Here is a 25,368-nt window from a genome sequence, read left to right on the forward strand (position 1 = left end):
TTTGCAATCGTTGGGTTTGTACATCCTATGTCTTGTCCATTGCAAATATGCGCTCTTGAAAAACAAAAAAGACCTGATAAGCTGGGCTTCATCAGATCTTTGTATTCTGGTATATATTATGAACGCACGCCGAAAAATGACTTGATTTTCGCCATCATCCCTTTTTGCTGCTCTTCAAGCACCTGCAAAGGAACGGATTCTCCTAAAATGCGCCGGGCGATATTGCGGTACGCAATGCTGGCGCGGTTTTTGGAATTCATGGCAATCGGTTCGCCGATATTTGAAGCCCTGATCACTTCATCATCGTCAGCAACGATTCCGAGGAGATCAATAGACAGATGATGAACAACTTCATCCACATCCATCGTGTCACCGTTTTTCATCAGGTGATTTCTGATGCGGTTCACGATAAGGCGCGGCGGTTCAATATCTTCCTGCTCCAAAAGTCCGATAATGCGGTCAGCGTCCCGCACCGCTGATATTTCCGGCGTCGTCACAACAATCGCCTTATCAGCTCCGGAGACGGCATTTTTATAGCCTTGTTCAATTCCGGCCGGACAATCAATAATGACATAATCAAATTCCTGCTTAAGCTCCTGCACAAGCGATTTGATCTGCTCAGGGACAACAGCCGTCTTGTCGCTTGTCTGGGCAGCCGGCATTAAATGAAGCAGATCATCAAAACGTTTGTCTTTGACAAGCGCCTGATGCGTCTTGCATCTGCCTTCAATTACATCTACTAAGTCGTAAATAATTCTGTTTTCAAGACCCATTACGACATCAAGGTTGCGCAGTCCGATATCTGTATCTACCAAACAGACGCGCTTCCCTAAAATGGCTAAGGCGGTACCGAGGTTTGCAGATGTTGTTGTTTTACCTACTCCGCCTTTTCCCGAAGTTATTACGATAGCCTCACCCAATTTCACATTCCTCCCTCAAGCCTTGTTAGATCAGGTCTTAAATGAGCCAATTGCTGAAGGCGTTCAATGACCATATTTCCGTCAGTATCTAAATAAGCACATTCCATGTCGTTCCCTTTTTGAATGTGGTCTGGGGAGCGATTTAACACGTGATTGATCCTCAATTGTGTCGGCATCATTTCGGATGCGGCGATCACAGCCCGGTTATTTCCGTTATAACCCGCGTGGGCAATCCCTTTTAATGAACCGAGAACAAATATATTTCCTCCGGCTCTGATCGTACCGCCGGGATTCACATCTCCGATTAAAAGCAAATCTCCCGTCACGTGAAGCACCTGGCCCGAACGGACGATTTTGGAAACAGAAACAATTTCCTGCTCCTCTTTCATCCGCTGCGCTTCTTCTTTGGCGATGACTTCACTGTCAATTGAATGCACGACTAAATCTTTCTTTGACGCGATCAGATCAGTCAGCTGCTCTGCCTGTTCCTGATACAGATACCGATGCCCGAGTTTAATATGAACACTGATTTTTTGGCCTTTGCCATCAGTATATTGTTCAATCGACAGCATGTTTTGAAGACCATCGAGAAGCTCATCAAAAGAACACGCATCATCCAGATGCAATGTTAAGCCGTTTTTTGTTCCTTTTATTGTTACATATTGCTGCTTTTTGGTCTTCATCAATGTTCACCTCAACAACATACTCTTTTCGTCAAAAAAAGATAAAATCCTTTTTACTCATCTCTTAATTCTTTCTTCAGACTTATATAAAACAGCCTGAAGGGCAGGACTAATATAACGGCTCCCGCAATATTCAGCAAAGCGGTCGGCAAGAACCGCTGAATGACAAAATCGTTAAACGTCATTGTGCCGCTGCGGATTAACGTCTGAATGCCGTAGACGTAAAATTCAAGCACACATACGCTCAGCACCGCGACCAGAATGACCATCAGGGCGTTTGTCTGAAGCACTTTAAACGCTTTGGCCGCCAGATAGCATAAACCGGCAAAACCAAACATATAAACGCCTAAAACACCCGTATAATTGATGTCATAAAGAAATCCGAAAATCAAACCGTAGATCACCGCATGCTTTTGGTTGATATAAGCGGACATAAAAATCAGCGCAAGCAAAAGAAAATGCGGAACGACCTGCTGCTCGACGGAAACGAAAGGAAAACGCACCAGATCCGTATAGATGCTTTCCGCACAAAAGACCAAAATCATAATCAAAGGGAGAAGGAAACGTTTCACGATCCTTCCTCCCCTGTTGCTACGCTTCGGTTCACGACGATGACATGATCAAGATCGTACAGGTCGGCAGCCGGTTTCACGTAAGCGATTTTCGTCAGGCCGTAAGCATCTGATTCTACATCGGTCACTTCCCCGACCGTCAGCCCTTGAGGAAATACGCCGCCCGTTCCGGATGTCTCCACGAGGTCGCCTTTTTTCACTTCACGTTTTTCATCCGGCTCAAGGATGGTCATTTTCAGAGTCTGTTTCTTTTTATCATACCCTTCAATTAAACCGTAGCCTTTGCTTCCCTTTTTGCCGGAGATTTTGGTGGCCACTCTGTTATTGCGGTCAACATCGCTCAGCAGCTGAACGGCGGATGTGAAACTGTTGAGTCCGCTGCTTTTGATCTTCCCGACCAGCGCACCCTTTTCGTTCGTGACAGCCATGTCTTTGGCCACTTTCTGCTTCGTTCCCTTATTGATCATGATCTGCTTGTACCATTGATCAGGGTTTCTGGCGATAACGGTCGCTAAAATCGGATCATAGTCGGAAATTGATTTGACATGCCCGAGTTCATCACGCAGCTTCTTGTTTTCATCTTTGAGTTCTTGGAGCTTCGCTTCATATTGTGTCTGTCCGTCCAGCTTTTGTCTTAAGCGTTCATTTTCTTTGTACGTGTTTTTCAGGTCTTTTATGTCCCCGAAGAACCCTGCAAAATATTCGGCAGGCGTGTGAAAAATGTTTTGAAATACTCCCGTCGTATCACCGATCAGCTTTTCAGGCCAGGTGGTATTACGGCCGTTCTTCAGCGAGAATCCAATCATAGCCACCAATATGATAATACACAGAAGTAATAGCATTAACCGTTTGTTCGGCATCGTGATACACCTCTTCTATTTAACTCCTGATTATCTTGTTTTTCCTTTGAAAAGATGGATGTGCTCCAGTGCTTTTCCAGTGCCGATCGCAACACAATCCAGCGGATCTTCAGCGATAAGAACAGGCATTTTCGTTTCGTCGCTGATGACTTTGTCGAGATTGCGGAGCAGGGCGCCTCCCCCTGTTAATACAATACCTCTGTCCATAATGTCAGCGGCCAGCTCAGGCGGTGTTTTTTCAAGCGTGCTCTTCACCGCGTCAACGATTGAGAGAACTGTATCACGCAGTGCATTTGCAATTTCCGTTCCCGTGATTTCGATCGTTTTGGGCAGACCTGTCAGAAGATCGCGGCCGCGGATTTCCATTGACGCATTTTCTTCACCGGTTTCTGCTGAACCGATTTCCATTTTAATAGCTTCCGCCGTACGGTCACCGATCATCAGATTATATGTTTTTCTGATATAGCTGATGATTGAGTCGTCCATTTCGTCACCGGCTACGCGGATTGACTGAGACGTAACAATGCCGCCTAAAGAAATGATCGCCACTTCAGTTGTTCCGCCGCCGATATCAACGACCATGCTGCCCGTCGGCTCCCATACCGGAAGATTCGCGCCGATTGCTGCCGCAAACGGTTCTTCAATCGGATAAGCGTCACGTGCGCCCGCTTGTCTTGTCGCGTCGATGACCGCCCGTTCTTCAACGGCCGTAATACCTGACGGCACACACACCATAACGTAAGGCTTTCTCGCAAACAATCCTTTATTTTTCACAGCCTGATTAATGTAGTATTTCATCATTGTCGCAGTTGTTTCATAGTCAGCGATAACGCCGTCTTTCATCGGACGGAGCGCAACCACGTTGCCCGGAGTTCTTCCGATCATGTTTTTCGCATCGTTACCGACCGCAACGATGGACTTCGTATCCGTTTGCAGAGCAACGACAGACGGCTCTCTCACTACGATTCCTTTTCCTTTAACAAACACAAGCGTATTCGCGGTTCCCAAATCTATACCAAGGTCTCTTGTACCAATTCCGAACATATGTATGTATCTTCCTTTCTTAAAGCAAAAATACCCTAAAGGGAAAAACTCATAAAATCTATTATATCTTAAATCAACGAAAAAAAAAGTGTTACAAATATCCTTTTTCCTTTAAACTCACAAATTTTTTGTCACCAATGACCAAATGATCCAGCAGCTCGATGCCGATTAAATTTCCGCACTCAAAAAGCCGCCTGGTTACCTCTATATCTTCCCTGCTCGGTGTAGGATCTCCTGAAGGATGATTGTGAACACAAATGAAGGACGCGGCGGATCGTTTGAAAGCTTCTTTAAACACCTCCCGCGGGTGGACAATAGATGAATTCAGACTTCCGATAAAAACGGTGCGTTTATGAATGACTTGATTTTTGGTATTTAAATATAAACAGACAAAATGCTCCTGGGATAAAAAGCGCATATCCTCCATCACATACTTCGCCCCGTCTTCCGGAGAGCGGATGACGCAATGCTCCCCGGCGGATGTCTTATGAATGCGGCTCCCCAGCTCAATTGCGGCAAGAATCTGAACGGCTTTCACCGTGCCGATTCCGGGAATGCTGGAAAGCTCCTGGGCAGAGGCGCCTTTTAACAGTCGCAGCCCGTCAAACGTCCGCAGCAGCCGGTGAGCGAGGTTCATGACGGACTCATGTTTCGTTCCCGTCCGCAGCAGGATGGCGAGCAATTCATTGTTAGAGAGATGTTCGGCTCCGAAGTGCAGAAGCCGCTCTCTCGGTTTTTCTTTTTCGGGGAAATCTCTTAATTTTAACGGCAGATCACGGATGATCAACCCCTCCTTGTTCCCCTTCCCGGTTTGAACATCAAGCTTTTATATTAAATTCTTTCAAGGCTCTCATTGTTTTAGCGACAGGAAGCCCGACGACAGAATAAAAATCACCGTCTATTTTTTTCACTAAAAGCGCGCCTTTTCCTTGGATGCCGTATGCACCTGCTTTATCCATCGGTTCTTTTGTTTCAATGTAGAGCTGTATGTCGTCTTCACTGAGCGGCCAAAACGTCACTTCCGTCGTGTCACAGAACGTTTCTTTCCGGTCATGCGTCTGAATGCTGACCGCCGTAATGACTTGATGGCTTCGGCCGGAAAGCCTCCGCAGCATGTGTGCCGCTTCTTCTCTGTCATGCGGTTTGCCGAGGCATTCGCCGTCTATGCCCACCATCGTGTCAGCCCCGATAACGACTGCATCGGGATTTTCGGCCAATACAGCACCGGCTTTTTGCTCGGCCAAACATTGGACGTTTTCTTCCGGCGAAAGGTTTCGATTTAATTTTTCTTCTAAGCGGCTTGCAATAATGCTGTAAGGAATCTGAAGAAGATTAAGGAGTTCTTTTCTTCGCGGAGATTGTGATGCGAGTATTAAGCGTTTTGTCATGGTTGTCATCCTTTCAGGGTTTGCTTAAGAAAAAAAGATACTTGTCTATCCTACCAAATCTAACGGGCAACCACAATTTCAGAAAAATAACTTTTTGATGACAAAATAAAAAATCCCGCCGGATGACGGGAAATAAGATACTATTTTACAACACTTAAAAGCTCTTTTTGGGCTTTCCAGCCGGATTCTGAACCCGACGTTTCCAGTTCTTTCAGCGCTTGAAGCACGGCCTCTTTCTGCTTTTTGTCAGCGGCGTCTGCACCGTCTGCCGCTTTTGCCGCTTCAGCCACTTCCGTTTTTGAAAGATCTTTGCCGGTAATCGCTTTGGCGGAGAGCTCAGATGCTTGTTTAAAAGAGTCTTCCAGTCCTGAATCGACCGCAAAGCTGAGCTCTTTTCCGCCCCAAGCCTCAAAATCATGGTCTATCAGCGTCTGGCCCAATTGCTGTGATAAGCTTTTTTCCGCGGCAAGCCCGGCGATCACATAAGTGTACCCGTCTTCTTTTGCCAAAGAAACGGCCGAGTATCCTTTTTCAGTCAGCTGGTCAACAAGCGTCTTCGCTCCTTTTTCTGATGAAAATTTTCCGGCCTGCACCGCATATGTTTTATAGTTTCCCTCTGAAGATTCCGCATCTCCTGTGCCGGCTGTTTCAGATTTGTCTTTAGAAACATCTCCCGCTTTCACCGTCTGCCCTTGTGAACCTTTGTCAGCTGATGCTGGAGCGGCGGCTTCTTTACTTCCCGACATATTTAAGGCGACAAGGCCGAGCCCGGTGCCTAAAACAGCCGCAACGGCAATTGTCGTGACCGCTTTTTTAACTGGAGAAGACGGCTGCTTTTTTTTCGGAAAATGAGGGCCTGTTTTTTTCTTCTGGTATGGCGGCACGACTTTCGGGTCATCTTCAAATACCTCAGAATTCTTCTCATGATCCCAATTGAAATCTTCTTCTTTCGGATCTTCATGGGAGGCGGCGGTCTCCTGCTCCGCCTTTTTTGTTTCTTCCCAATTTGAAAATGTGACGGTCTTCTCCCCGCCTTCTTTCACATCTTCTTGTCCATACATCGTTTCTTCTTGTCCGTTAATGGTTACTTTAAGGGCATTGTTTTTGGCTTTGCTGTGCTTTTTGCTCTTCCTTTTTTTCAACGTCTCTTCCCCCTTGCATTCGTCTTGGCCGTACCTTGAACTGATCATGGTTCACACTTTAGCATAGGCGTAAAAAAAAAGAACAAGACTTTTGTCGTCTTGTCCAAAAAACGTTCGCCAAATTTTTTAAGCTCCGCCTGAAGCGAGCTTGATGTAAAACGAAAACAGCTCTTCACCGTATAAATAACTCAAAGCGCTCCCGGCTGAGATGGCCGGCGCAAACGGAAATGGCTGCTTTTTACCAAGCCTGCCCCGGGCTGCGGCGCACATACCGTATACGGCTCCGATCATAACGGAAAGAAAGAATGCAATGAGCACGAGCTTCACGCCGAGCGTCAGACCGATCACCCCAAACAGTTTCACATCACCTGCGCCGATGCCTCCTTTACTGACAAACATGATAAAAACAAGCAGAAAAAATCCGCAAACGGCTCCGGCAAACCCTGCATACCATGAATCCAGCGGAGAAAACATACGGCCGGCGATGAAAAGCGGAAGAAAAAACAGCAGAACTTTGTCAGGAATCAGCATATATTGCAGATCCGTCATAGTAACAATCATGAGCAGAGACAGAAATAACAGCGCGACTAACAGTTCTTTTGAGAAACCGAAATGAATGCCTGCAGCCGTGAATAAACACGCCGTCCAGCATTCCGCCGCCGGATACATAACCGACAGCTTTGCACGGCAGTTTCTGCATCTGCCTCTTTGCAGAATATAGGAAACGACGGGCACAAGCTCCCCCCAGGAGAGCGGCAAGCGGCAAAACGAACAGGCTGAACGCGGCGAAATAACCGAGATTCGAAGCGGGATACGGCACGCTGCTGTATAAAAAAAAGAACCGAAAATCAAGCCGAGAAAAAACAGAATCAAAAGCACTCAGACCACACCTTTACTATCAATCTGGCTCAGATTATAGCAAAGAAAAACACCATGACTGAAATGGCTGAAAATATATTTTCAGCATAAAAACGACCGGCAAAACCTGAAAAGGGTCTGCCGGGCATCCGAGGGGCTGTCAGATAAGCCGCTTTCTCATTTCTGAAATAAAATATAAGGAACCGGTAATGATGATGACATCATCCGCCCCGTCTTTTTGTTCTATCCATTCTTTCACACTGTCCGGGTTCTCATCGAAGCTCTTATCCGCAAGACTGCTTGCGTTATAAAGGGCTTCGGCGCTTGAAGCACGCGGAAAGTCAAATGATACAAAGTGAATAGAGTCCGCTTCGTTTTCAAGCTTTTTAATCATTTCCTGATACGGTTTGTCTTTTAATGCGCTGAATACGACATGGACGTTTTTATCGGCAAAGCGCTGCCTGAGCGTTTCTGTCAGTGTGTCAACGCCTTCTTCGTTATGTGCGCCGTCCGCAAACACTAAAGGGCGGCTATGAAGACGTTCAAACCGGCCCGGCCAAGATGCTTTTTCCAGGCCGTTTCGCATTGCTTCTTCAGAAATGGCTGCGGCTCCCAGACGATTCATCCATTCAGCGGCCAATATCGCCAATGCTGCATTCTGCCTTTGGTGAATGCCGATCAGCGACGTTTGAATGTTTTCATAGCATTTCGTTTCCGTTTCCAGCGAAAAGCTTTCACCGGACGGAAGCGCCGCTTCATTAAACAGTCTGCACGATTTATATAGTGACTGATACGGAGCCTGCTTTTTTTCGGCTTCCGCTTCAATAACGCCGAGTGCTTCCGGCTGATTGACGCCCGTAATGACCGGAATGGAATTTTTAATGATACCGGCTTTCTGCCCGGCGATCTCCTCGATGGTATTGCCTAAAATCGCCATATGGTCATGTCCGATACTTGTAATGACCGACAGGAGCGGTTTCACAATATTGGTTGAATCAAATGTGCCGCCAAGCCCCGCTTCAAAAATGACAAAATCGATATCAGCCCGCTTCGCAAAATATAAAAATGCACACGCTGTAATGATTTCAAATTCTGTCACCGTTCCGGCATCGGTCTTATCAAGCTCATCGACTATCGGTTTTATGTCATTAACGAGCGTTCTCCACTCCTCATCAGAAATCGGCGTGCCGTTGACGCTGATACGCTCATTAAACGTAATAATGTAAGGCGATGTGAACGTGCCGACCGTATAACCGGCTTCTTGAAGCACGGAACGGATAAAAGAGACGGTTGATCCTTTGCCGTTGGTGCCCGCCACATGAATGGCGCGAATGTTCTTTTCCGGGTGTTCCAGTTTTTCCATCAGCTTTTCCATACGGAGAAGGCCCGGCTTAACGCCGAACTTGAGTCTGCCGTGAATCCAGCTGATCGCTTCTTTGTACGTATTAAACAATGAAATCCCCTCTTTTATACGACAAGGCGGTTTCTTAGGAAACCGCCCCGCTGTTTTATCAGCCTTTCAGCTCTGCAATCCGCTGCCGGACAGCTTCGCGTTTTGCCGTGTAGTCTTTCTCTTTTCCGCGTTCTTCTTCAATGACATGTTCAGGAGCTTTTTTAATGAATCCTTCGTTGCCGAGTTTTTTCTGAACGCGTTCGACTTCTTTTGTCAGCTTGTCGAATTCTTTTTGCAGACGGGCGATCTCCTCATCAATGTTAATCAGCCCTTCAAGCGGCAGAATGACTTCCGCTCCGGTGACGACCGCTGTCATCGCTTTGTCTGCCGCAGTGATATCCGTCCCGATTTTCAGCGTGCTCGGATTCGTAAAGCGTTCAACGTAAGAACGGTTCTTCTCAAGGCGGCCGGCAATGTCTTCCGTAGATGTTTTAATGTAAAGCTCAACCTGCTTGCTCATCGGCGTGTTGACTTCGCTCCGGATATTGCGGACAGAACGGATTAATTCAACGAGCAGTTTCATATCCGCCGCTGCCTCTTTATCCGTATGTTCCGGCACCGGAACCGGCCAAGAGCTGATCGTGATTGACTCGCCTTCATGAGGAAGATGCTGCCAGATTTCTTCCGTTAAGAATGGCATAAACGGGTGAAGAAGACGCATCGTCTGGTCAAGCACGTATGCCAGAACAGAACGGGTTGTTTTCTTCGCCGCTTCATCTTCCCCGTACAGCGGAAGCTTCGCCATTTCGATATACCAGTCGCACACATCGTCCCAGATAAAGTTGTACAGGTGGCGTCCGACTTCACCGAATTCATAACGATCCGCAAGCTGTGTTACGTCTTCTATCGTTTCATTCAGTCTTGTGAGGATCCACTTATCAGCAACTGATTTTTCACCGGACAGATCAAGCTCGTCATACGTCATGCCGTCCATGTTCATTAATGCAAAACGGGAGGCGTTCCAAATTTTATTTGCGAAGTTCCATGTGGATTCCACTTTTTCATAGCTGAAACGGAGATCCTGTCCCGGTGAACTTCCGGTTGCCAGGAAATAGCGCAGGGAATCCGCTCCGTACTTGTCGATGACATCCATCGGGTCCACGCCGTTCCCAAGGGATTTACTCATTTTTCTGCCCTGCTCGTCACGGATTAAGCCGTGAATCAGCACGTCTTTGAACGGACGCTCGCCGGTAAACTCAAGGCCTTGGAAAATCATCCGGGATACCCAGAAGAAAATGATGTCATATCCCGTTACAAGAACATCGGTTGAGTAATACCGCTTAAAGTCTTCAGCGTTTTCATCAGGCCAGCCCATTGTAGAAAACGGCCAAAGCGCGGAGCTGAACCATGTATCAAGCACGTCTGAATCCTGTTCCCAATTTTCACTGTCCTCAGGCGCCTCAAGGCCGACGTACACTTCTTTTGTTTCTTTGTGATACCAAGCCGGGATGCGGTGGCCCCACCACAGCTGACGGGAAATACACCAATCACGGATATTTTCCATCCAGTGCAGGTACGTTTTCTCGAAACGGTCAGGAACGAAGTGAACTTTCTCTTCTTTTGACTGAAGGTCAACCGCAGCATCGGCCAGCGGCTGCATTTTGACAAACCATTGTGTGGACAGGTACGGCTCAACAACGGCGCCGCTTCTCTCACTGTGGCCGACAGAATGCATATGGTCTTCGATTTTAAAGAGAACGCCGGATTCCTGAAGATCTTTGACGAGTTTTTTGCGGCATTCAAACCGGTCCATGCCGTTATATTGCAGCGCTTTTTCATTCATTGTTCCGTCTTCATTCATGACGAGAATCCGCTCTAAATTGTGGCGGTTTCCGAGTTCAAAGTCATTCGGGTCATGGGCAGGCGTGATTTTAACGGCGCCTGATCCGAATTCCATATCAACATAATCATCGCCGACGATCGGAATTTCGCGGTTTGTAATCGGCAGAATCACCGTTTTGCCGATTAAGTGCTTGTAGCGCTCATCTTCAGGATGAACCGCGACAGCCGTGTCGCCAAGCATCGTTTCCGGACGGGTGGTCGCGATTTCAATTGAGCCTGAACCGTCTGCTAACGGGTAGCGCAAATGATAAAATGCGCCCTGTACGTCTTTGTAAATCACTTCAATATCAGATAAAGCCGTTTTTGTGGCAGGGTCCCAGTTGATGATATATTCGCCTCTGTAAATCAAGCCTTTTTTGTACAGCTTGACGAATACTTCACGCACGGCTTTGTTCAGCCCTTCATCAAGAGTAAAACGTTCGCGTGAATAATCGAGTCCAAGTCCCATCTTGGCCCATTGGCTGCGGATGAAATCAGCATACTCTTCTTTCCACTTCCATGTTTCTTCCAGAAACTTTTCACGGCCGAGGTCATAACGGCTTGTGCCCTGTTCGCGGAGTTTCGCTTCGACTTTTGCCTGAGTGGCGATGCCGGCGTGATCCATGCCCGGAAGCCAGAGCACGTCATAGCCCTGCATGCGTTTCATACGCGTAACGATATCTTGCAGCGTCGTATCCCACGCATGTCCGAGGTGCAGCCTGCCCGTCACATTCGGCGGCGGAATGACGACAGAATACGACTGTTTCGTTTGATCGCCGCCCGCTTCAAAATATTTTCCTTTCAGCCAAAAATCATAGCGGCCTTTTTCAATTGCAGACGGATCATATTTTGTCGGCATTGTTTGTTCATTTGTATCCATGATAACCCTCCAGCATGTTTAGAAATGGCTGAGCAACTAAAAAAGAGCCTTCATCCTGATAAAGGACGAAAAGCTCTTTCGCGGTACCACCTTTTTTCATGAACAGATTTGTTCATGCACTTAAACGGATAACGGGTGCGGCCCGAATTTCTCTACTGTATGTTCAAGAAATTATGCTCCCGGGCGACCTTCCAATGAGACGGCATAAGAAGCCTTTCAGCACAGTAGCTTCTCTCTCTTCATGCGTCTTTCTTGTACTCTTCCCGTTCAAAGCAGGTGTATTTATATCAGCTCATGATCTTATTTATTATGTTCTTTATTATAGTAAAAGTGTTTTTGATTCGTCAATCATCTTTTCCAAAAACCGCTGCCGTCATACATAAATGGGCATGCACCCCGCCCTTTCCCTTACATACGATACATAGAAAGGCGAATGTGAGGAGGAATTGCCCGTGAGAAAAAAATTCAATTCTTATTCGCTCCCCCAGTGGGCCAGACAGGTCCGCCTTGTATCCGCGCAAGTCATAATCCCGATTACGATCTTTCAGGGGATCAGGACGATTTTCTTTCCGACCACTTTTGATGTCCTGCTGCTTGCCATCCTGCTGTTTTTAGCGTGCGCCCTGCATTTGGAATGGATATAAAAAAACGAGTCCCGTTATGAAGAGGACTCGTTTTCCGCTTTTATTTTTTTCTCCCGTTCAATCTGATGAACCTTCATGAGAAAAGGCTCAACATTTTTCATCTGCCAAAACGCTCTTAATAATTGCGTGCACTCGTCTTTTTCAGAGCCCCTTTGGCCGGTCTGATACCGTTTCAGCACTTTGTACATGGCGGACGGATAAGCCATATAGCTGAGAAACAGGCTGATTTCCGCTTCACGGAGCGGGAATGATTTGTGATACGTATAAAACCAGTCCAGACATTCCGGGCATGCTTTCGGATAGCTTCTGAACATTCTGGAGTAAAAGCCGAGCAGGTCGTTTTGCGGAGGGCCCAGCGCAGCTTTCTCGAAATTTGTGAAAAAGCCCGATCCCGCATCATTATACAGAAAGTGGCGGCTCGATAGGCTGCCGTGATTGATCACCGCTCTCGTCTTGTCATGATCCTTTGCCGCGTCAAACCATTCTTCCAGACGCTCCAGAGCAAAATTGACGGCGGAAACCGTTTCTGTAAGATACGTAACAGCCTGCAGTTCAAAAGGTGAAAGATACCACTCTTTTTCCGCCCGGTCGGCGAATTGTTCATAGACAAGCTTATCATTTTCCCAATCTCTTTTCGTTGCTTCATAAAAGCCGCTGATATCTTCAGTCCGGATTTGGATGTCCCGCACAGTCGCAGAATGGAGCTTCGCGACCTCTTTAAAAAGGTAAACATGTTTTTGATCCCGTTCCTCTTCCTGATCGTACTGAAGCCAAGGCATTAAATAATAAGAATTCTCCGTCTGTCTTCCCGCAAAAAAATCGCCGGCATACGTGCGGCAGATCGGCACAAATGATCGGTAGCCTTTCTCCTCAATCTCAATCATAAGATCCGTAAATTCACTGCTGCGGGCCGGCTTGAGCTGTTTCAAAGCAAAAATGCCGTAGTTTGAGTAGACCTTCCAAACATGCGGGCTGACAGACTCAATATACTCAGCCGCCAGCCCGTATTCCTGAAGCACTGATTGGACTGCTTCCATTCCATTCACCACATTTTTACGGCCTCTTTGTGCTTACGCATGGCTGTTATTATATTCAGGTATATACAGAAGCTGACCTTCTTCAAGCTCGTCATCAAACGATAAAGCATTCGTTCTGATGAGCTGCTGGGATGTTATGTCATATCGTTCACACACCCGGTCGATAGTATCTTGCTGCTGTACGATACAAATTTTCATTCTTGAAAACTTTTCTTCTTCCCTTGTAAATAATTTTGTCAAGTAATGAGAGTTGTCATTTTCCTTCTGCTCGGTTCCCGGTGCCGCTTCTTCATTCTTTCTTTCAGGCTTAAGCGGCTCAGGCTGTTCAGCTTGCGCCGGCTCCTCAGGCGGCAGTTTGGAAAACTGAAATGACAAATCGATAGGTTTCCCGGTTTCCTCCTCCGGCGGCGCCATCTTCCTTACCTCAATTTCAAACCCTTCTTCATCCTGAGCCTCTTCTTCAAGCAGCTTAGGAGCGCTGTAAAACTCCTCTTCCTGCCGTTCCGGAACGAACTCGCGATAAACGGGCGCCTGCTCTTCTTGAAAAACCGCAGGCTCATCTTCGTCTTCTGCCGCCTCATGATCGCTCTGACGGAGAAGCGGCTCGGCCTCTGGTTGCTCTTCTTTTTGAAGGAAGGGCTGTTCCGCAATTTTTCGTTTTTCTGCATGCGGAGTCAGAGTGAACGCAGGGAAAACCGGTTCGATATCATCTTTTGGCTCTTCCTGCACTTCCGCTGAATCATCCTCAAATACAGGTTCATTCCTCACAGCCGACATGATTGCAGGCTCCTCAGCTTCTTCCGGCTCTTCTTCGTGTTGGAAGGAAACGGGAGGAGGAGGCTCAGTAAATGAAACAGGTTTCGGCACCTCTTCCTGCTCCCTCAGAATCGGGGCAGTCTCCCGCTCTTCTTCTTCCCGCTCCCTCAAAATCGGGGCTGCTTCCTGCTCTTCTTCTTCCCGCTCCCTCAAAATCGGGGCTGCTTCCTGTTCTTCTTCCTGCTCCCTCAGAATCGGGGCAGTTTCTTGCTCTTCTTCTTCCTGCTCCCTCAGAATCGGGGCAATCTCCTGCTCTTCTTCTTCCCGCTCCCTCAAAATCGGGGCTGCTTCCTGCTCTTCTTCCCGTTCCCTCAGAATCGGAGCTGCTTCCCGCTCTTCTTCTTCCCGCTCCCTCAAAATCGGGGCAGTTTCCTGCTCTTCTTCTTCCTGTTCCCTCAGAATCTGCTCTTCTTCCCGCTCCCTCAGAATCGGGGCTGCTTCCTGCTCTTCTTCCTCCAGCCTGATTAAAGGCGGGATTTCTTCCTCGTTCTTCTCGGTTTCTTGTGCTGCTTCTTCTGATACAGTCAAAGGTATTTTAGGCTCATGGCGTATCATTAATTCTGGTTCGTTTTCGTCCTCAGAATGATGTCCGGCAAGATTGATCATTTCTTCTCTGGCAAATTCAGGCGCCACGTACAAAGGGATCTCCGGCTCTTTTGGCTCGGATTCCTCAAGCAGCCCTTCAATTGCCAAATCAGCTTGAATGGTTAAGATCCTTGAATCCGTCAGCTGATAATCAAAGGCATCGATAAATACGAAAACATCATTGAGGTGGCTCACTTTATTTTTCGGAATCGTGATGTCCACCGGGAAACAATGAATGAGCTCGGCCGTGCCATCCTCCCTCGCCCTCACTTCCTCTACATGCCTCAGCTCCCTATCAAGCTCTTCAAAATGACTGCTGTGATCTATGTTGTACTCGCCAGTAAGTTCTAATGATCCTTTAATTGAGACATAATCATTTACTTCCTGCACCCTGATGTCAGGGTCTAATGAAATCGAAAGTAATTCAGAAACTTCCTGTCCTTTTTGGAAACAGATTGATTCTTCAACAGAAAATTGCAATCGGTGATTATGCGGCAAGTTCATATCCTCCTTTCATCTAATCCATACAATTAGATGTCACTAAAGGTGTATGCCGCAATCCGGGGAAATATGATAATGGAGGCATTGAAAAAAGCCGATACAAGTCTTGCTTGCATCGGCTTTTCGGTATCAGCGGCTGATCGCCTGGAACACTTTCTCAGCGGCTTCAATGGTTTTTTCAATATCCTCCATTGTATGCGCAGTGGAGAGAAACAATCCTTCAAATTGAGACGGCGGCAGAAATACGCCTGCGTCAGCCATCCCTTTATAATATTTGGCGAACAGCTTTAAATCAGAAGATTTGGCTGCTTCATAGTTAATGACAGGCTCATTTGTGAAAAAGAAGCCGATCATTGAACCCGCCCGGTTAAACGTGTGCGGAATGCCATGTGCTTCAGCTGCTTTTGAAATGCCTTCTTCAAGCATATCGCCTTTTTTCACAAATTCTTGGTAAGATTCAGGTGTGAGCTGCTGTAACGTCTCAAGTCCCGCTGTCATGGCAAGCGGATTTCCTGACAATGTTCCCGCCTGGTATATCGGACCGCTCGGCGCGATTCGTTCCATAATGTCAGCTTTTCCGCCATACGCACCGACAGGAAGACCGCCGCCGATGACTTTGCCGAGACACGTTAAGTCAGGCGTCACGCCGAAATACCCTTGCGCACAGTTATAATCCACGCGAAAACCGGTCATGACCTCGTCAAAAATGAGCAGCGCGCCATACTGTTCCGTAATGTCGCGAAGTCCTTGTAAAAAGCCTTCCTGCGGCGGAACAACGCCCATATTGCCTGCTACCGGTTCAACAATGACCCCGGCAATATCTTCACCGTACTCCCGGAATGCAAGTGCAACGCTTTCCAAGTCGTTGTATGGAACGGTAATCGTATTCATTGCTATTCCTTCCGGCACGCCCGGGCTGTCCGGAAGGCCGAGTGTCGCCACTCCGGATCCCGCTTTGATCAGCAGCGAATCACCATGGCCGTGGTAACAGCCTTCGAATTTCAAAATTTTGTTGCGGCCGGTATATCCTCTTGCCAGACGCAGGGCGCTCATTGTCGCCTCTGTGCCAGAGCTGACCATCCGCACGATTTCAACAGACGGCACACGTTCAATGACCAATTTGGCCAGTTCGTTTTCCACTTCAGTAGATGCCCCGAAACTTGTCCCGTTCTCGGCTACTTTTTTCAGGCTTTCAACGACCCGGTCGTTCGTGTGGCCCAAAATGAGCGGCCCCCAGCTCAGGACGTAGTCGATATATTCATTGCCGTCAATATCAAAAATTTTCGATCCTTTTCCGCGCTGCATAAAAATCGGGTCCATATCAACTGATTTAAACGCGCGCACCGGGCTGTTTACTCCGCCCGGCATCAGTTTCTGCGCTTCTTTAAAAGCGGCTTTTGATTTTTCATAGCTTCTCATCTGCCTCAGCTCCCGTCAAATGAAATCGTTACTCAGCAAGCCATTTTGCTGCGTCTTTTGCATGATACGTCATAATCAGATCGGCTCCTGCACGTTTCATGCTTGTTAAAATTTCCAGCACCATTTCTTTTTCTTTAATCCAGCCGTTTTGGGCTGCCGCTTTCACCATGGAATACTCCCCGCTCACATTATATGCGACCAGCGGCAGGTGATGGCGGTTTTTCACATCACGCATAATATCTAAGTATGACATAGACGGTTTGACGATTAAAAAGTCAGCGCCTTCTGCCGCGTCTGATTCAGCCTCACGGAGCGCTTCCAAGCGGTTGGCCGGATCCATCTGATATGTTTTTCGGTCTCCGAACTGCGGCGTGCTGTCAGCCGCGTCACGGAACGGACCGTAAAATTCACTTGAATATTTCACGGCATAAGACATGATCGGAATATTCGTGAATCCTTCTTTGTCGAGCGCTTCCCTGATCACTGTGACAAAACCGTCCATCATATTTGAAGGAGCGATGATGTCAGCGCCGGCTTTAGCCTGGCTGACGGCTGTCTGCGCCAGCAGCTCAAGCGACTCGTCATTTAAGATTTCTCCGTCTCTCACGACGCCGCAATGGCCGTGATCCGTGTATTCACAGAGGCATGTATCAGCGATTACGATCATTTCAGGATAATGCTTTTTAATTTCAGCAATCCCTTTCTGCACAATGCCGTGATCATGAAAAGCCTGGGTTCCGCAGGCGTCTTTTTCTTCCGGCACGCCGAAAACGATGACCGACTTAATGCCGAGCGATATCAGCTCAGCCATTTCATCCTTTAACAAATCGAGTGATACATGATAAACCCCCGGCATAGAAGGAACTTCTTTTTTTCCTTCGAGCCCTTCAACGACAAATAACGGGTAAATAAAATCTGAGGGGTGAAGACGTGTTTCTTTTACTAAATCTCTCATCGCAGCGTTCGCGCGCAAACGGCGGTGTCTGTTAAATGTTTGATTCATCATTATCAATCCTTTCCCGACATGCTGCACATGACGTCCAGCATGCCTTCAATCGTATAAGTGTCAGGCACATGGGATGAGATCCCGTATTCCAAGAGCGCTTTCTCTGTCAAAGGGCCGATGCTGATATAGCTCGCACCGCTGTTTTTCCACGCTTGTTCTCCGTCTCCGACCGCGTGCATAAACGTATGGACCGCCGATGAGCTGGTAAACGTAATAAAATCAAAATGAGAGCGGGATGCAGCCCGTCTCAGCTCGTCCATGCCTTTAACATCCTGAATGGTATTGTATAACACCCATTCCCTTATTTGATAGCCAAGCGGCTCAAGCTCCGCTTTTATGACATCGCGTGATAAATTGCCCTTTATCACTGAAACGGGTTCGGCAGCTGATGCGTGCCGTTTTAAAGTATCAGCCAGACATTCCGCCACATACTCGTCAGGCATCGCATCCGTCCGGGCTCCCCGCTCTTTCAGGGCGCGCGCAGTCTTTTCACCGACGGCTGCGATTTTTTTCCGTCCCGAAAGCGCAAGACCGTGACGTTCAAGATAGGAAAAAAAGAACCGGACACCGTTTACGCTTGTAAACACAAGCCATCCCGGCTCAGAAAGGTCTTCCCGGAGACTGTCCGCACATTCATCCTGGAGCGCTTCCTGAAAAGCGATCAGCGAAGCGGAAACAGCCGTTCCGCCGAGCGCCTCCACTTTTTTTCGGAACGGTGCGGCCTGTCTTTTGTTCCGGGTGACAAGCACGGTCTTTCCTTGTAAAGGAAGGTCATTTGCCATCCTGATCGAGCTCCTGTTTTACACTGTCGATTAATGCTTTGGCTCCTTTTTCAGACATCATCGCCGCACAGCGTTTTCCGATTTCTTCCGGATTATGTCCCGCCGCTGTTTCTTTATAAATCGTCTTTCCGTCCGGAGACGCGACAAGACCGACCAATTCAACCTCATCCCGGTCATTGACGGACGCATACCCGGCTATCGGCACTTGGCAGCCGCCTTCCATCGCGTGTAAGAAAGCCCGTTCGGCTGCCACCGTGCGCTGCGTATACTCATCGGTAAATTGCGCAAACAGCTTCAAAAGCTCCTCATCCGACTCTCTGCATTCAATGGCAAGAGCGCCTTGGCCGACCGCAGGCAGACAGCGGTCCGGTTCGAGAAATTCAGATACGACATCATCTTTCCAGCCCATTCTCGAAAGCCCCGCAGCCGCTAAAATAATAGCATCGTAATCTTCCGTTTCAAGCTTTTGAAGTCTCGTATCGATATTGCCTCTGATCCACTTAATTGTAAGATCAGGGCGTTCAGCAAGAATCTGGGCGCTTCTTCTTAAACTGCTGGTGCCGATGATGCCCCCTTCTTTTATGTCGTCCAGCTTTTGATGCCCCTTTGAAATCAGCGCATCACGCGGATCCTCACGTTTCGGTATGCAGCCTATGACAAGACCCTCAGGCATAACGGCGGGCATGTCTTTCATGCTGTGAACCGCCATATCAATCTCCTGATGCAGCAGCGCCTGTTCAATCTCTTTGACAAACAAACCTTTGCCGCCCACTTTTGACAGCGTAACATCGAGGATGCGGTCGCCTTTTGTGACAATCTCCCGGATTTCAAAGTTATAGGAAGGGTTCAATTCCTTCAATTTGTTAATCACCCATTTTGTCTGGGTCATAGCCAGTTTGCTCCGTCTGGAACCTACCTTAATCGTTCTCATTTTCTTTCCTCCCGAATCTGTTTGGGCGCGTGCGTTAACTGAACCAATGGAATTGCGACAGGCTTCCGAGCAGGAAGTAATTAATCATCAGCACGAGAAAACATGCTGAATTCCATAACGCCGCCACTTTTCCCTGCAGTTCCTTAATCATTCTGATATATAAATAGTAGCTGTATAAAAGCAGCACAATAAACGAACCGAGCACTTTTGAATCAAACCAGTACAGCGTTTCCAGCGACACATACGCCCAGATCACGCCTAATATCAGGCTCAACAGCAGCATCGGAACCCCGATGACATTTAAAACGTAAGCCATATAATCAAGTTTTGACAAATCTTCAATTCTCAACAGCCATTTTCCCCACTTTTTCTTCTTTAATAAAGAATATTGAAACTGATAAAGAAGCGAAAAAACAAAAGAAAGGGAAAAAGCGCCGTAAGACAGAATCGCCATTGTAATATGAATGACCAAAAGCTCTGAGACCAGCTGGCCGGAAAAAGCGGCCGAATGCTGATCCGTCGGTGAAAACGTATGGATCGCAATCATCGAGAAACCGATGACATTCGTGAAAAACACGATAAAATCAACGCGCAGAATCTGCGTGACCACAAGTGAGAGCGTGACAAGCACCCACGCATAAAAGTAAAGGGCCTCTGTAATATTCAAGACCGGAAATCTGCCCGTCTGCCACATGAAATAAGAAAGATAGACGGTTTGCAGAGTCCAGACAATAGAAAGCAACCAGAAGGCCATTTTCCCAGCCTTCCGGTTGTGTTGAAGAAAATCTATAAAGTAAAAAAGGACGCTGACTGCATAAATAACAATTGTCGCTTCATTAAGTCTTGCCATTGCTGTATCAATCATACAGCCCTCACTCACTTACAAGCGGACGTAAGCCCGTTTTTGCTTCTGCCTTTTGAAACGAATGAACCGTCTGGCGGTTATCCAGGCTTTTGTCCAGCTGGCGGCCGGCCTCTTCCTCAATATCGAAAATCTGCATAAACAGCTTCAGCTTTTCATCTGAATCCGCTTCAGCCGCAAGCTCTTTCGCTTTCAGAATCGGGTCGCGCAGCATTTGGTTAATGATGCTTTTCGTATGTTTGCTGAGAAGTTTTTTCTCTCTTACCGTCAGATGAGGCAGCTTACGCTCAATGCTCTGCATCGTATCGGACTGGATGGACAGCGCCTTTTCACGCAGCGCCGAAATGACCGGCACAACGCCGAGCGTATTAAGCCACTGCTTAAACTCAACAATTGCCGCTTCAATAAACAGCTCGACTTTTTCAGCGGTTTCACGGCGTTCTTGTAAGTTGGCTTCAACGATTCCTTCAAGGTCATCAATATCATACAGAAAAACACCTTCAAGATCGTTCAGCGCCGGATCGAGGTCCCTCGGCACAGCGATATCCACCATAAATAACGGGCGGCCTTTCCGCTGTCTGCCCGCTCTCTCCATCATTTCTTTAGACACGACGAAATCACTTGCGCCTGTCGAACTGATTAAAATATCAGCTTCAGCAAGTGCATGTTCAAGCTGGTTTAAGCTGCGCGCTTCTCCGGAGAAACGGTCAGCAAGCGCTTTTGCCTTCAAAAACGTTCTGTTGATGACCGTTACTTTGCCGATACCCTGACCGTGCAGGTTTTCTGCGGCGAGCTCGCCCATTTTTCCCGCACCGAGAATCAAAATGTGCTTATTTGACAATGAGCCGAAGATTTTTTTCGCGAGTTCAACGGCGGCGTAACTGACGGAAACGGCATTGGCGCCGATATCGGTTTCGGCATGCGTGCGTTTGCCGACGGTCACCGCCTGTTTAAACAGCTCATTGAAAATGGTGCCGATCGTCTTTTCTGCCTGCGCCGTTTTAAAGCTCGAGCGGACCTGGCCGAGTATTTGCGTTTCTCCGATGACCATGGAATCCAAGCCGCACGCCACACGGAATAAATGCTCGATCGCCGCGTCGCTCTCATAAAATTTCAGAAACGGAGACAGCTCTTCTTTCGGCAGCGAGAACCATTCGGATAAAAATGTCTTTATATAATAACGGCCGGTATGAAGCTGGTCGACCACCGCATATATTTCGGTGCGGTTGCAGGTTGACACGATAATGTTTTCAAGAACGCTTTTTTCTTCTTTTAAACGGAGCATCGCTTCTGCAAGCTCATCCGGCTGAAAGCTTATTTTTTCGCGTATTTCAATAGGGGCGGATTTATAATCTACTCCCACAACAAGAATATGCATCGCTTTCATGCACCCCCGTACATCGCAATTTATTTATAATCATTCTAACATAGAATTTATTATTTATAATAATTATAACATAGTTTCTTCGGGAAAATGTGAACAGATTTCAAAAATGTTATGCTATAGTATAAAAAGCTCGTTTCCACTTAATCATCATACTAAAAATCCTTTACTGCGGGTAGGTGACAGGATGAAAAAAACATCAATTTTATTACCGGGACTTCTGCTTGCCGCTTCATTATTCGCATGGCTTCAGAGCGGACAGGTTCACCTGTTTGAGAATCAGGGGGAATGGCCGGTGCTCCTTATGCTTTTGGGCGCCGTGCTCTTGTATCAGGGCAAAAAGGAAGCGGCCGGGCCTCACGTCCTGATCGGCATGCTTCTTTTCGGCATAGGTTTACACTTTTTCGCCAAACCTGAGCTCTCATGGTGGCCGGGAGATTTTGAAATGATTCTCTTCGTCTTCGGATTCTCCTTATTTGCGGCAGCCAGAAAAGAATATGTATACGAAGCGGTTGCCATGATTGGTTTTTCCCTCTTTTTATACTTCTTTAAACAAATTACGGCGTGGCTGGAGTCCGTCCATATTCCGACGGAACATTTCAAAACATACTGGCCGTATGTTTTCATCGGAATCAGCCTTTTATTATTGTTTATCAAGCGGAACAAAACTATACGATAAAACCCAAAACGCACTGCGTTTTGGGTTTTTCATTACCGGCTGATCATTTTTTTAATGGCTCCCCATGCTTCATCTTTGCCTTTTTTCGTTTCAGAGGAAAATAAAATCAGCTCATCTTCAGGATCCATATCAAGCGTCTGTTTGACAACCTTTAAGTGCTTGTCCCATTTTCCTTTTGGAATTTTATCCGCTTTTGTCGCGATAACGATGACGGGAATGCCGTAATACTTCAGGAATTCATACATGTTCACGTCTTCAGCAGACGGCGCGTGTCTGAGGTCGACAATCTGCACGCAAGCTTTCAGCTCTTCGCGGGTCGTCATATAGGTTTCAATCATTCTCCCCCATGCTTCCCGCTCGCTTTTGGAAACTTTCGCAAATCCGTACCCGGGAACGTCGACAAAATGCAATTCATCATTGATGATGTAAAAGTTTAGGGTCTGTGTTTTCCCCGGTTTTGATGACGTTCTGGCCAAGTTTTTCCGATTGATTAATGAATTGATAAAAGATGACTTTCCTACATTTGATCTTCCCGCCAGCGCGATTTCCGGAAGCCCCCCATTAGGGTACTGTTCGGGTTTGACCGCGCTGATCACGATTTCTGACTTTGTGACTTTCATTTCTTCTCTCCTACTAAGGCATGTTCCAAAACGTCATCCAGGTGAGAAACGAATATAAACTTCAGTCCTTCTCTGACGCTTTCTGGAATATCCTCTATATCTTTTTCGTTATCTTTAGGCGCAATAATAGTGGTCAGGCCCGCTCTGTGCGCGCCGAGCGCCTTTTCTTTCAGTCCGCCGATCGGAAGCACGCGGCCCCGCAGCGTGATTTCTCCCGTCATACCGACTTCGCGTTTTACCGCACGGTCCGTTAATGCTGAAACGAGCGCCGTGGCCATCGTAATTCCGGCAGAAGGGCCGTCTTTCGGCACCGCTCCTTCAGGGACATGGATATGAATGTCATACTTCTCATGGAATTTCGGGTCGATTCCGAACTGTTCCGCTTTCGAGCGGACATAACTGAAAGCGGCCTGCGCTGATTCCCGCATGACATCTCCAAGCTTCCCGGTCAGAATCAGCTTTCCTTTTCCTGGTGACAATGACACTTCGATTGACAGCGTATCTCCGCCGACCGTCGTATACGCAAGCCCCGTGACAACCCCGATTTGATCTTCGGTTTCCGCCTGTCCGTATCTGAATATCCGTTTTCCGAGGTAGTCGGCCAGATTTTTCTCTGTAACGGTAATGCGTTTTCTCTCCTCAGACACAATGGCTTTCGCAGCCTTTCGGCAAATGGCGGCAATCTGGCGTTCAAGCGTTCTCACGCCGGCTTCCCTCGTATAGTAGCGGATGATGTCCGTAATCGCCTGATCCCGAATCTGCAGGTTGCTCTTTGTGAGCCCGTGCTCTTTGATTTGTTTCGGAAGCAGGTGGTCTTTCACGATCTCCAGCTTTTCGTTTTCAGTGTAGCCTGACAGGCTGATAATCTCCATTCTGTCTCGGAGAGGTCCCGGTATGGAAGCAAGGTTATTCGCAGTCGCGATAAACAGCACTTTCGATAAATCGAACGTCTCTTCAATATAGTGGTCGCTGAATGTGCTGTTTTGTTCCGGATCCAGCACCTCAAGCATCGCCGAAGACGGATCGCCTCTGAAATCAGACGACATTTTGTCGATCTCATCCAGGAGAAAGACCGGATTTTGTTTGCCGGCTTTTTTCATCCCCTGTATAATACGGCCCGGCATCGCTCCGACGTATGTGCGCCGGTGCCCGCGGATTTCAGACTCATCGCGCACTCCGCCCAGTGAAATTCTCACAAAACGGCGCCCCATGCTCGTACTGATTGATTTTGCTAGAGATGTTTTACCGACTCCCGGAGGTCCGGCCAGACAAAGAATCGGCCCTTTCAGCGTTTTCGTCAGCTGTTTCACGGCCAAATACTCCAAAATCCGCTCTTTCACTTTCTCTAAGCCGTGGTGCTCTTTATCTAAGATTTCCCCGGCTTTTTTAATATCAAGTTTATCTTCTGTTTCATCCGACCACGGAAGGGCGATGAGCCAGTCAATATAGTTGCGGATAACAGAGCTTTCCGCTGAGCTTGACGGCACTTTTTCGTAACGGCTTAATTCCTTAAGCGCCGTTTCTTTGACACGCTCAGGCATGCCTGCTTCTTCTATCTTTTCCGTGAGCGACTGAACTTCGCCGGTTTTTCCTTCTTTGTCGCCAAGCTCCTTCTGAATGGCTTTCATCTGTTCACGCAAGTAGTATTCCTTTTGAGTGCGTTCCATCGAACGTTTGACGCGCTGACCGATTTTTTTCTCAATCTCCAGCACTTCTTTTTCATTATGAATGGAACGGATGACCTTATTCAGACGTTCTTTAATATCCGCCGTTTCTAAAATGTCCTGCTTGTCCTTTAATTTCAGCGGGAGATGAGAAGCGACGATATCCGCCATTCTGCCGGGCTCTTCAATATCAGTCACAGCCGCATACGTTTCTGCGGAGATTTTTTTAGAAATTTTTATGTACTGGTCAAAATGGTCCAGCAGCGTCCGCATAAGCGCTTCGTCTTCCACGTCTTTTGAATCATCCTCATGCATCAGCTGTATATCGACCGAAGTATAATCTTCGAGCTCGGTGTATTCAAGGATCTGCGCCCGCTGAATTCCTTCTACAAGCACTCTGATCGTACCGTTGGGCAGCTTCAGCATCTGTTTAATTTTTGTATAAGTGCCGACGGCGAAAATATCCTCTTCACCCGGTTCGTCTATCGAAATATCCTGCTGAGTGGCTAAAAAAATCATATGATCATGCATCATTGCCTGTTCAAGAGCCTGAACCGACTTGTCACGGCCTACATCTAAATGTAAAACCATTGTCGGGTATACCAATAAGCCTCTTAAAGGGAGGAGCGGGATGCTGCGTTTTGTATCTTCTGCCATGTGACTGACACCTCCGTGACTTTAGTATGAACCATTATAATACAACTTTTTCATCGTTGTACAATTCCGGGATCGGGCAAAATCGGCTTATCCGCCTGCCCTGTATATAAAACAGTCTCTTCGTAGTATACCCTTTCTTTCTGTTCTGAAAAAGGAAAAG

23 protein-coding genes and 1 other annotated feature are annotated in these 25,368 nt (G+C 47.4%); of the genes, 2 read left to right on the plus strand and 21 right to left on the minus strand.

All coding sequences use genetic code 11. From position 1 onward, the window contains the following. Nucleotides 1-116: 116 nt before the first annotated feature. The 11 genes from minD to MY7_RS11500 all read right to left on the minus strand — a co-directional run bounded on the left by minD (nt 117) and on the right by MY7_RS11500 (nt 11,621). The gene (gene minD, locus MY7_RS11450; protein WP_016938784.1) at nt 117-920 is read right to left on the minus strand and encodes a septum site-determining protein MinD; all 804 of its coding nucleotides are present in this window, start codon (nt 918-920) and stop codon (nt 117-119) included. A 2-nt stretch (nt 921-922) separates the two neighbouring features. Then, nucleotides 923-1,603, minus strand: coding sequence for a septum site-determining protein MinC (minC, locus tag MY7_RS11455; RefSeq protein ID WP_003152653.1), 681 nt, complete (start codon nt 1,601-1,603; stop codon nt 923-925). Between the two features lie 53 nt (nt 1,604-1,656). Further along, entirely contained in the window at nt 1,657-2,175 is a 519-nt protein-coding gene (gene mreD, locus MY7_RS11460) for a rod shape-determining protein MreD (protein WP_007408167.1), read from the minus strand. Then, complete coding sequence (gene mreC, locus MY7_RS11465; RefSeq protein WP_007408166.1) at nt 2,172-3,035, minus strand: rod shape-determining protein MreC; 864 nt, start codon at nt 3,033-3,035, stop codon at nt 2,172-2,174. The genes mreD and mreC overlap by 4 nt, the downstream gene beginning before the upstream one ends. A 30-nt stretch (nt 3,036-3,065) precedes the next feature. Then, nucleotides 3,066-4,079: a cell shape-determining protein MreB gene (mreB, locus tag MY7_RS11470; protein ID WP_003152647.1), complete on the minus strand. Its 1,014-nt coding sequence runs from the start codon at nt 4,077-4,079 to the stop codon at nt 3,066-3,068. Nucleotides 4,080-4,170: 91 nt separating this feature from the next. Further along, nucleotides 4,171-4,866: a RadC family protein gene (radC, locus tag MY7_RS11475; protein ID WP_007408165.1), complete on the minus strand. Its 696-nt coding sequence runs from the start codon at nt 4,864-4,866 to the stop codon at nt 4,171-4,173. 31 nt (nt 4,867-4,897) lie between these two features. Further along, the gene (locus tag MY7_RS11480) at nt 4,898-5,467 is read right to left on the minus strand and encodes a Maf family protein (RefSeq protein ID WP_029326048.1); all 570 of its coding nucleotides are present in this window, start codon (nt 5,465-5,467) and stop codon (nt 4,898-4,900) included. Nucleotides 5,468-5,607: 140 nt separating this feature from the next. Next, nucleotides 5,608-6,609, minus strand: coding sequence for an SPOR domain-containing protein (locus tag MY7_RS11485; RefSeq protein WP_029326047.1), 1,002 nt, complete (start codon nt 6,607-6,609; stop codon nt 5,608-5,610). A 126-nt stretch (nt 6,610-6,735) separates the two neighbouring features. Next, nucleotides 6,736-7,488 (minus strand): prepilin peptidase, encoded by a 753-nt coding sequence (locus tag MY7_RS11490; protein WP_012118107.1) that lies wholly within the window; start codon nt 7,486-7,488, stop codon nt 6,736-6,738. Nucleotides 7,489-7,627: 139 nt separating this feature from the next. After that, a complete protein-coding gene (locus MY7_RS11495) occupies nt 7,628-8,920 on the minus strand; it encodes a bifunctional folylpolyglutamate synthase/dihydrofolate synthase (protein WP_007612876.1) in 1,293 nt (430 codons plus the stop codon). Between the two features lie 58 nt (nt 8,921-8,978). Continuing rightward, nucleotides 8,979-11,621 (minus strand): valine--tRNA ligase, encoded by a 2,643-nt coding sequence (locus tag MY7_RS11500; RefSeq protein ID WP_007612877.1) that lies wholly within the window; start codon nt 11,619-11,621, stop codon nt 8,979-8,981. Between the two features lie 58 nt (nt 11,622-11,679). After that, nucleotides 11,680-11,901: a binding site (T-box leader), on the minus strand. 172 nt (nt 11,902-12,073) lie between these two features. Between MY7_RS11500 and MY7_RS11505 the strand changes: the two genes are divergently transcribed. After that, complete coding sequence (locus MY7_RS11505) at nt 12,074-12,265, plus strand: hypothetical protein (protein ID WP_007612879.1); 192 nt, start codon at nt 12,074-12,076, stop codon at nt 12,263-12,265. A gap of 14 nt (nt 12,266-12,279) precedes the next feature. Here the strand turns inward: MY7_RS11505 and ysxE are convergent, their stop codons facing one another. From ysxE to hemA, 8 genes are all read right to left on the minus strand, one after another. Continuing rightward, entirely contained in the window at nt 12,280-13,302 is a 1,023-nt protein-coding gene (ysxE, locus tag MY7_RS11510; protein WP_029326046.1) for a spore coat protein YsxE, read from the minus strand. Nucleotides 13,303-13,335: 33 nt separating this feature from the next. Further along, a complete protein-coding gene (locus MY7_RS11515; RefSeq protein WP_007612881.1) occupies nt 13,336-15,201 on the minus strand; it encodes a LysM peptidoglycan-binding domain-containing protein in 1,866 nt (621 codons plus the stop codon). A gap of 132 nt (nt 15,202-15,333) precedes the next feature. Further along, the gene (gene hemL, locus MY7_RS11520; RefSeq protein ID WP_007612883.1) at nt 15,334-16,623 is read right to left on the minus strand and encodes a glutamate-1-semialdehyde 2,1-aminomutase; all 1,290 of its coding nucleotides are present in this window, start codon (nt 16,621-16,623) and stop codon (nt 15,334-15,336) included. A 28-nt stretch (nt 16,624-16,651) separates the two neighbouring features. Next, nucleotides 16,652-17,626, minus strand: a complete 975-nt coding sequence (gene hemB / locus MY7_RS11525; protein WP_029326045.1) for a porphobilinogen synthase — start codon at nt 17,624-17,626, stop codon at nt 16,652-16,654. Nucleotides 17,627-17,631: 5 nt separating this feature from the next. Continuing rightward, nucleotides 17,632-18,411, minus strand: a complete 780-nt coding sequence (locus MY7_RS11530) for a uroporphyrinogen-III synthase (RefSeq protein ID WP_007612887.1) — start codon at nt 18,409-18,411, stop codon at nt 17,632-17,634. Beyond that, on the minus strand, nt 18,401-19,342 hold the full coding sequence (gene hemC / locus MY7_RS11535; protein WP_007612889.1) for a hydroxymethylbilane synthase: 942 nt from the start codon (nt 19,340-19,342) through the stop codon (nt 18,401-18,403). Before hemC ends, MY7_RS11530 begins: the two co-directional genes overlap by 11 nt. A 34-nt stretch (nt 19,343-19,376) precedes the next feature. After that, a complete protein-coding gene (locus tag MY7_RS11540) occupies nt 19,377-20,207 on the minus strand; it encodes a cytochrome c biogenesis protein (protein WP_007408154.1) in 831 nt (276 codons plus the stop codon). A 7-nt stretch (nt 20,208-20,214) separates the two neighbouring features. Continuing rightward, nucleotides 20,215-21,582, minus strand: a complete 1,368-nt coding sequence (hemA, locus tag MY7_RS11545; protein WP_003152628.1) for a glutamyl-tRNA reductase — start codon at nt 21,580-21,582, stop codon at nt 20,215-20,217. Between the two features lie 193 nt (nt 21,583-21,775). On the opposite strand from hemA, the gene MY7_RS11550 reads away from it, so the two are divergent. Then, nucleotides 21,776-22,267 carry a hypothetical protein gene (locus MY7_RS11550; RefSeq protein ID WP_007612894.1) on the plus strand — a complete coding sequence of 164 codons (492 nt, stop codon included), beginning with the start codon at nt 21,776-21,778 and terminating at the stop codon, nt 22,265-22,267. Nucleotides 22,268-22,299: 32 nt separating this feature from the next. Here MY7_RS11550 and yihA read toward each other — a convergent pair whose 3' ends face one another. Together yihA and lon are read right to left on the minus strand one after the other, a co-directional pair. Next, nucleotides 22,300-22,887 carry a ribosome biogenesis GTP-binding protein YihA/YsxC gene (gene yihA / locus MY7_RS11555; RefSeq protein ID WP_007612895.1) on the minus strand — a complete coding sequence of 196 codons (588 nt, stop codon included), beginning with the start codon at nt 22,885-22,887 and terminating at the stop codon, nt 22,300-22,302. Then, nucleotides 22,884-25,208: an endopeptidase La gene (lon, locus tag MY7_RS11560; protein ID WP_007612896.1), complete on the minus strand. Its 2,325-nt coding sequence runs from the start codon at nt 25,206-25,208 to the stop codon at nt 22,884-22,886. The genes yihA and lon overlap by 4 nt, the downstream gene beginning before the upstream one ends. Between the last annotated feature and the right edge of the window lie 160 nt (nt 25,209-25,368).

Origin of the sequence: Bacillus sp. 5B6 (assembly GCF_000259405.1) — a bacterium.
In the GTDB taxonomy this organism is placed as follows: Bacteria; Bacillota; Bacilli; order Bacillales; family Bacillaceae; genus Bacillus; species Bacillus velezensis.

Bases quoted from the DNA above. Each gene is read 5' to 3' on its own strand.
- MY7_RS11500 (WP_007612877.1), bottom strand. From the start codon at position 11,621: ATGGATACAAATGAACAAACAATGCCGACAAAATATGATCCGTCTGCA.
- mreC (WP_007408166.1), bottom strand. From the start codon at position 3,035: ATGCCGAACAAACGGTTAATGCTATTACTTCTGTGTATTATCATATTG.
- yihA (WP_007612895.1), bottom strand. From the start codon at position 22,887: ATGAAAGTCACAAAGTCAGAAATCGTGATCAGCGCGGTCAAACCCGAA.
- MY7_RS11550 (WP_007612894.1), top strand. From the start codon at position 21,776: ATGAAAAAAACATCAATTTTATTACCGGGACTTCTGCTTGCCGCTTCA.
- MY7_RS11540 (WP_007408154.1), bottom strand. From the start codon at position 20,207: ATGATTGATACAGCAATGGCAAGACTTAATGAAGCGACAATTGTTATT.
- hemC (WP_007612889.1), bottom strand. From the start codon at position 19,342: ATGAGAACGATTAAGGTAGGTTCCAGACGGAGCAAACTGGCTATGACC.
- minC (WP_003152653.1), bottom strand. From the start codon at position 1,603: ATGAAGACCAAAAAGCAGCAATATGTAACAATAAAAGGAACAAAAAAC.
- lon (WP_007612896.1), bottom strand. From the start codon at position 25,208: ATGGCAGAAGATACAAAACGCAGCATCCCGCTCCTCCCTTTAAGAGGC.
- hemA (WP_003152628.1), bottom strand. From the start codon at position 21,582: ATGCATATTCTTGTTGTGGGAGTAGATTATAAATCCGCCCCTATTGAA.
- MY7_RS11530 (WP_007612887.1), bottom strand. From the start codon at position 18,411: ATGGCAAATGACCTTCCTTTACAAGGAAAGACCGTGCTTGTCACCCGG.
- ysxE (WP_029326046.1), bottom strand. From the start codon at position 13,302: ATGGAAGCAGTCCAATCAGTGCTTCAGGAATACGGGCTGGCGGCTGAG.
- hemL (WP_007612883.1), bottom strand. From the start codon at position 16,623: ATGAGAAGCTATGAAAAATCAAAAGCCGCTTTTAAAGAAGCGCAGAAA.
- hemB (WP_029326045.1), bottom strand. From the start codon at position 17,626: ATGAATCAAACATTTAACAGACACCGCCGTTTGCGCGCGAACGCTGCG.
- mreB (WP_003152647.1), bottom strand. From the start codon at position 4,079: ATGTTCGGAATTGGTACAAGAGACCTTGGTATAGATTTGGGAACCGCG.
- MY7_RS11480 (WP_029326048.1), bottom strand. From the start codon at position 5,467: ATGACAAAACGCTTAATACTCGCATCACAATCTCCGCGAAGAAAAGAA.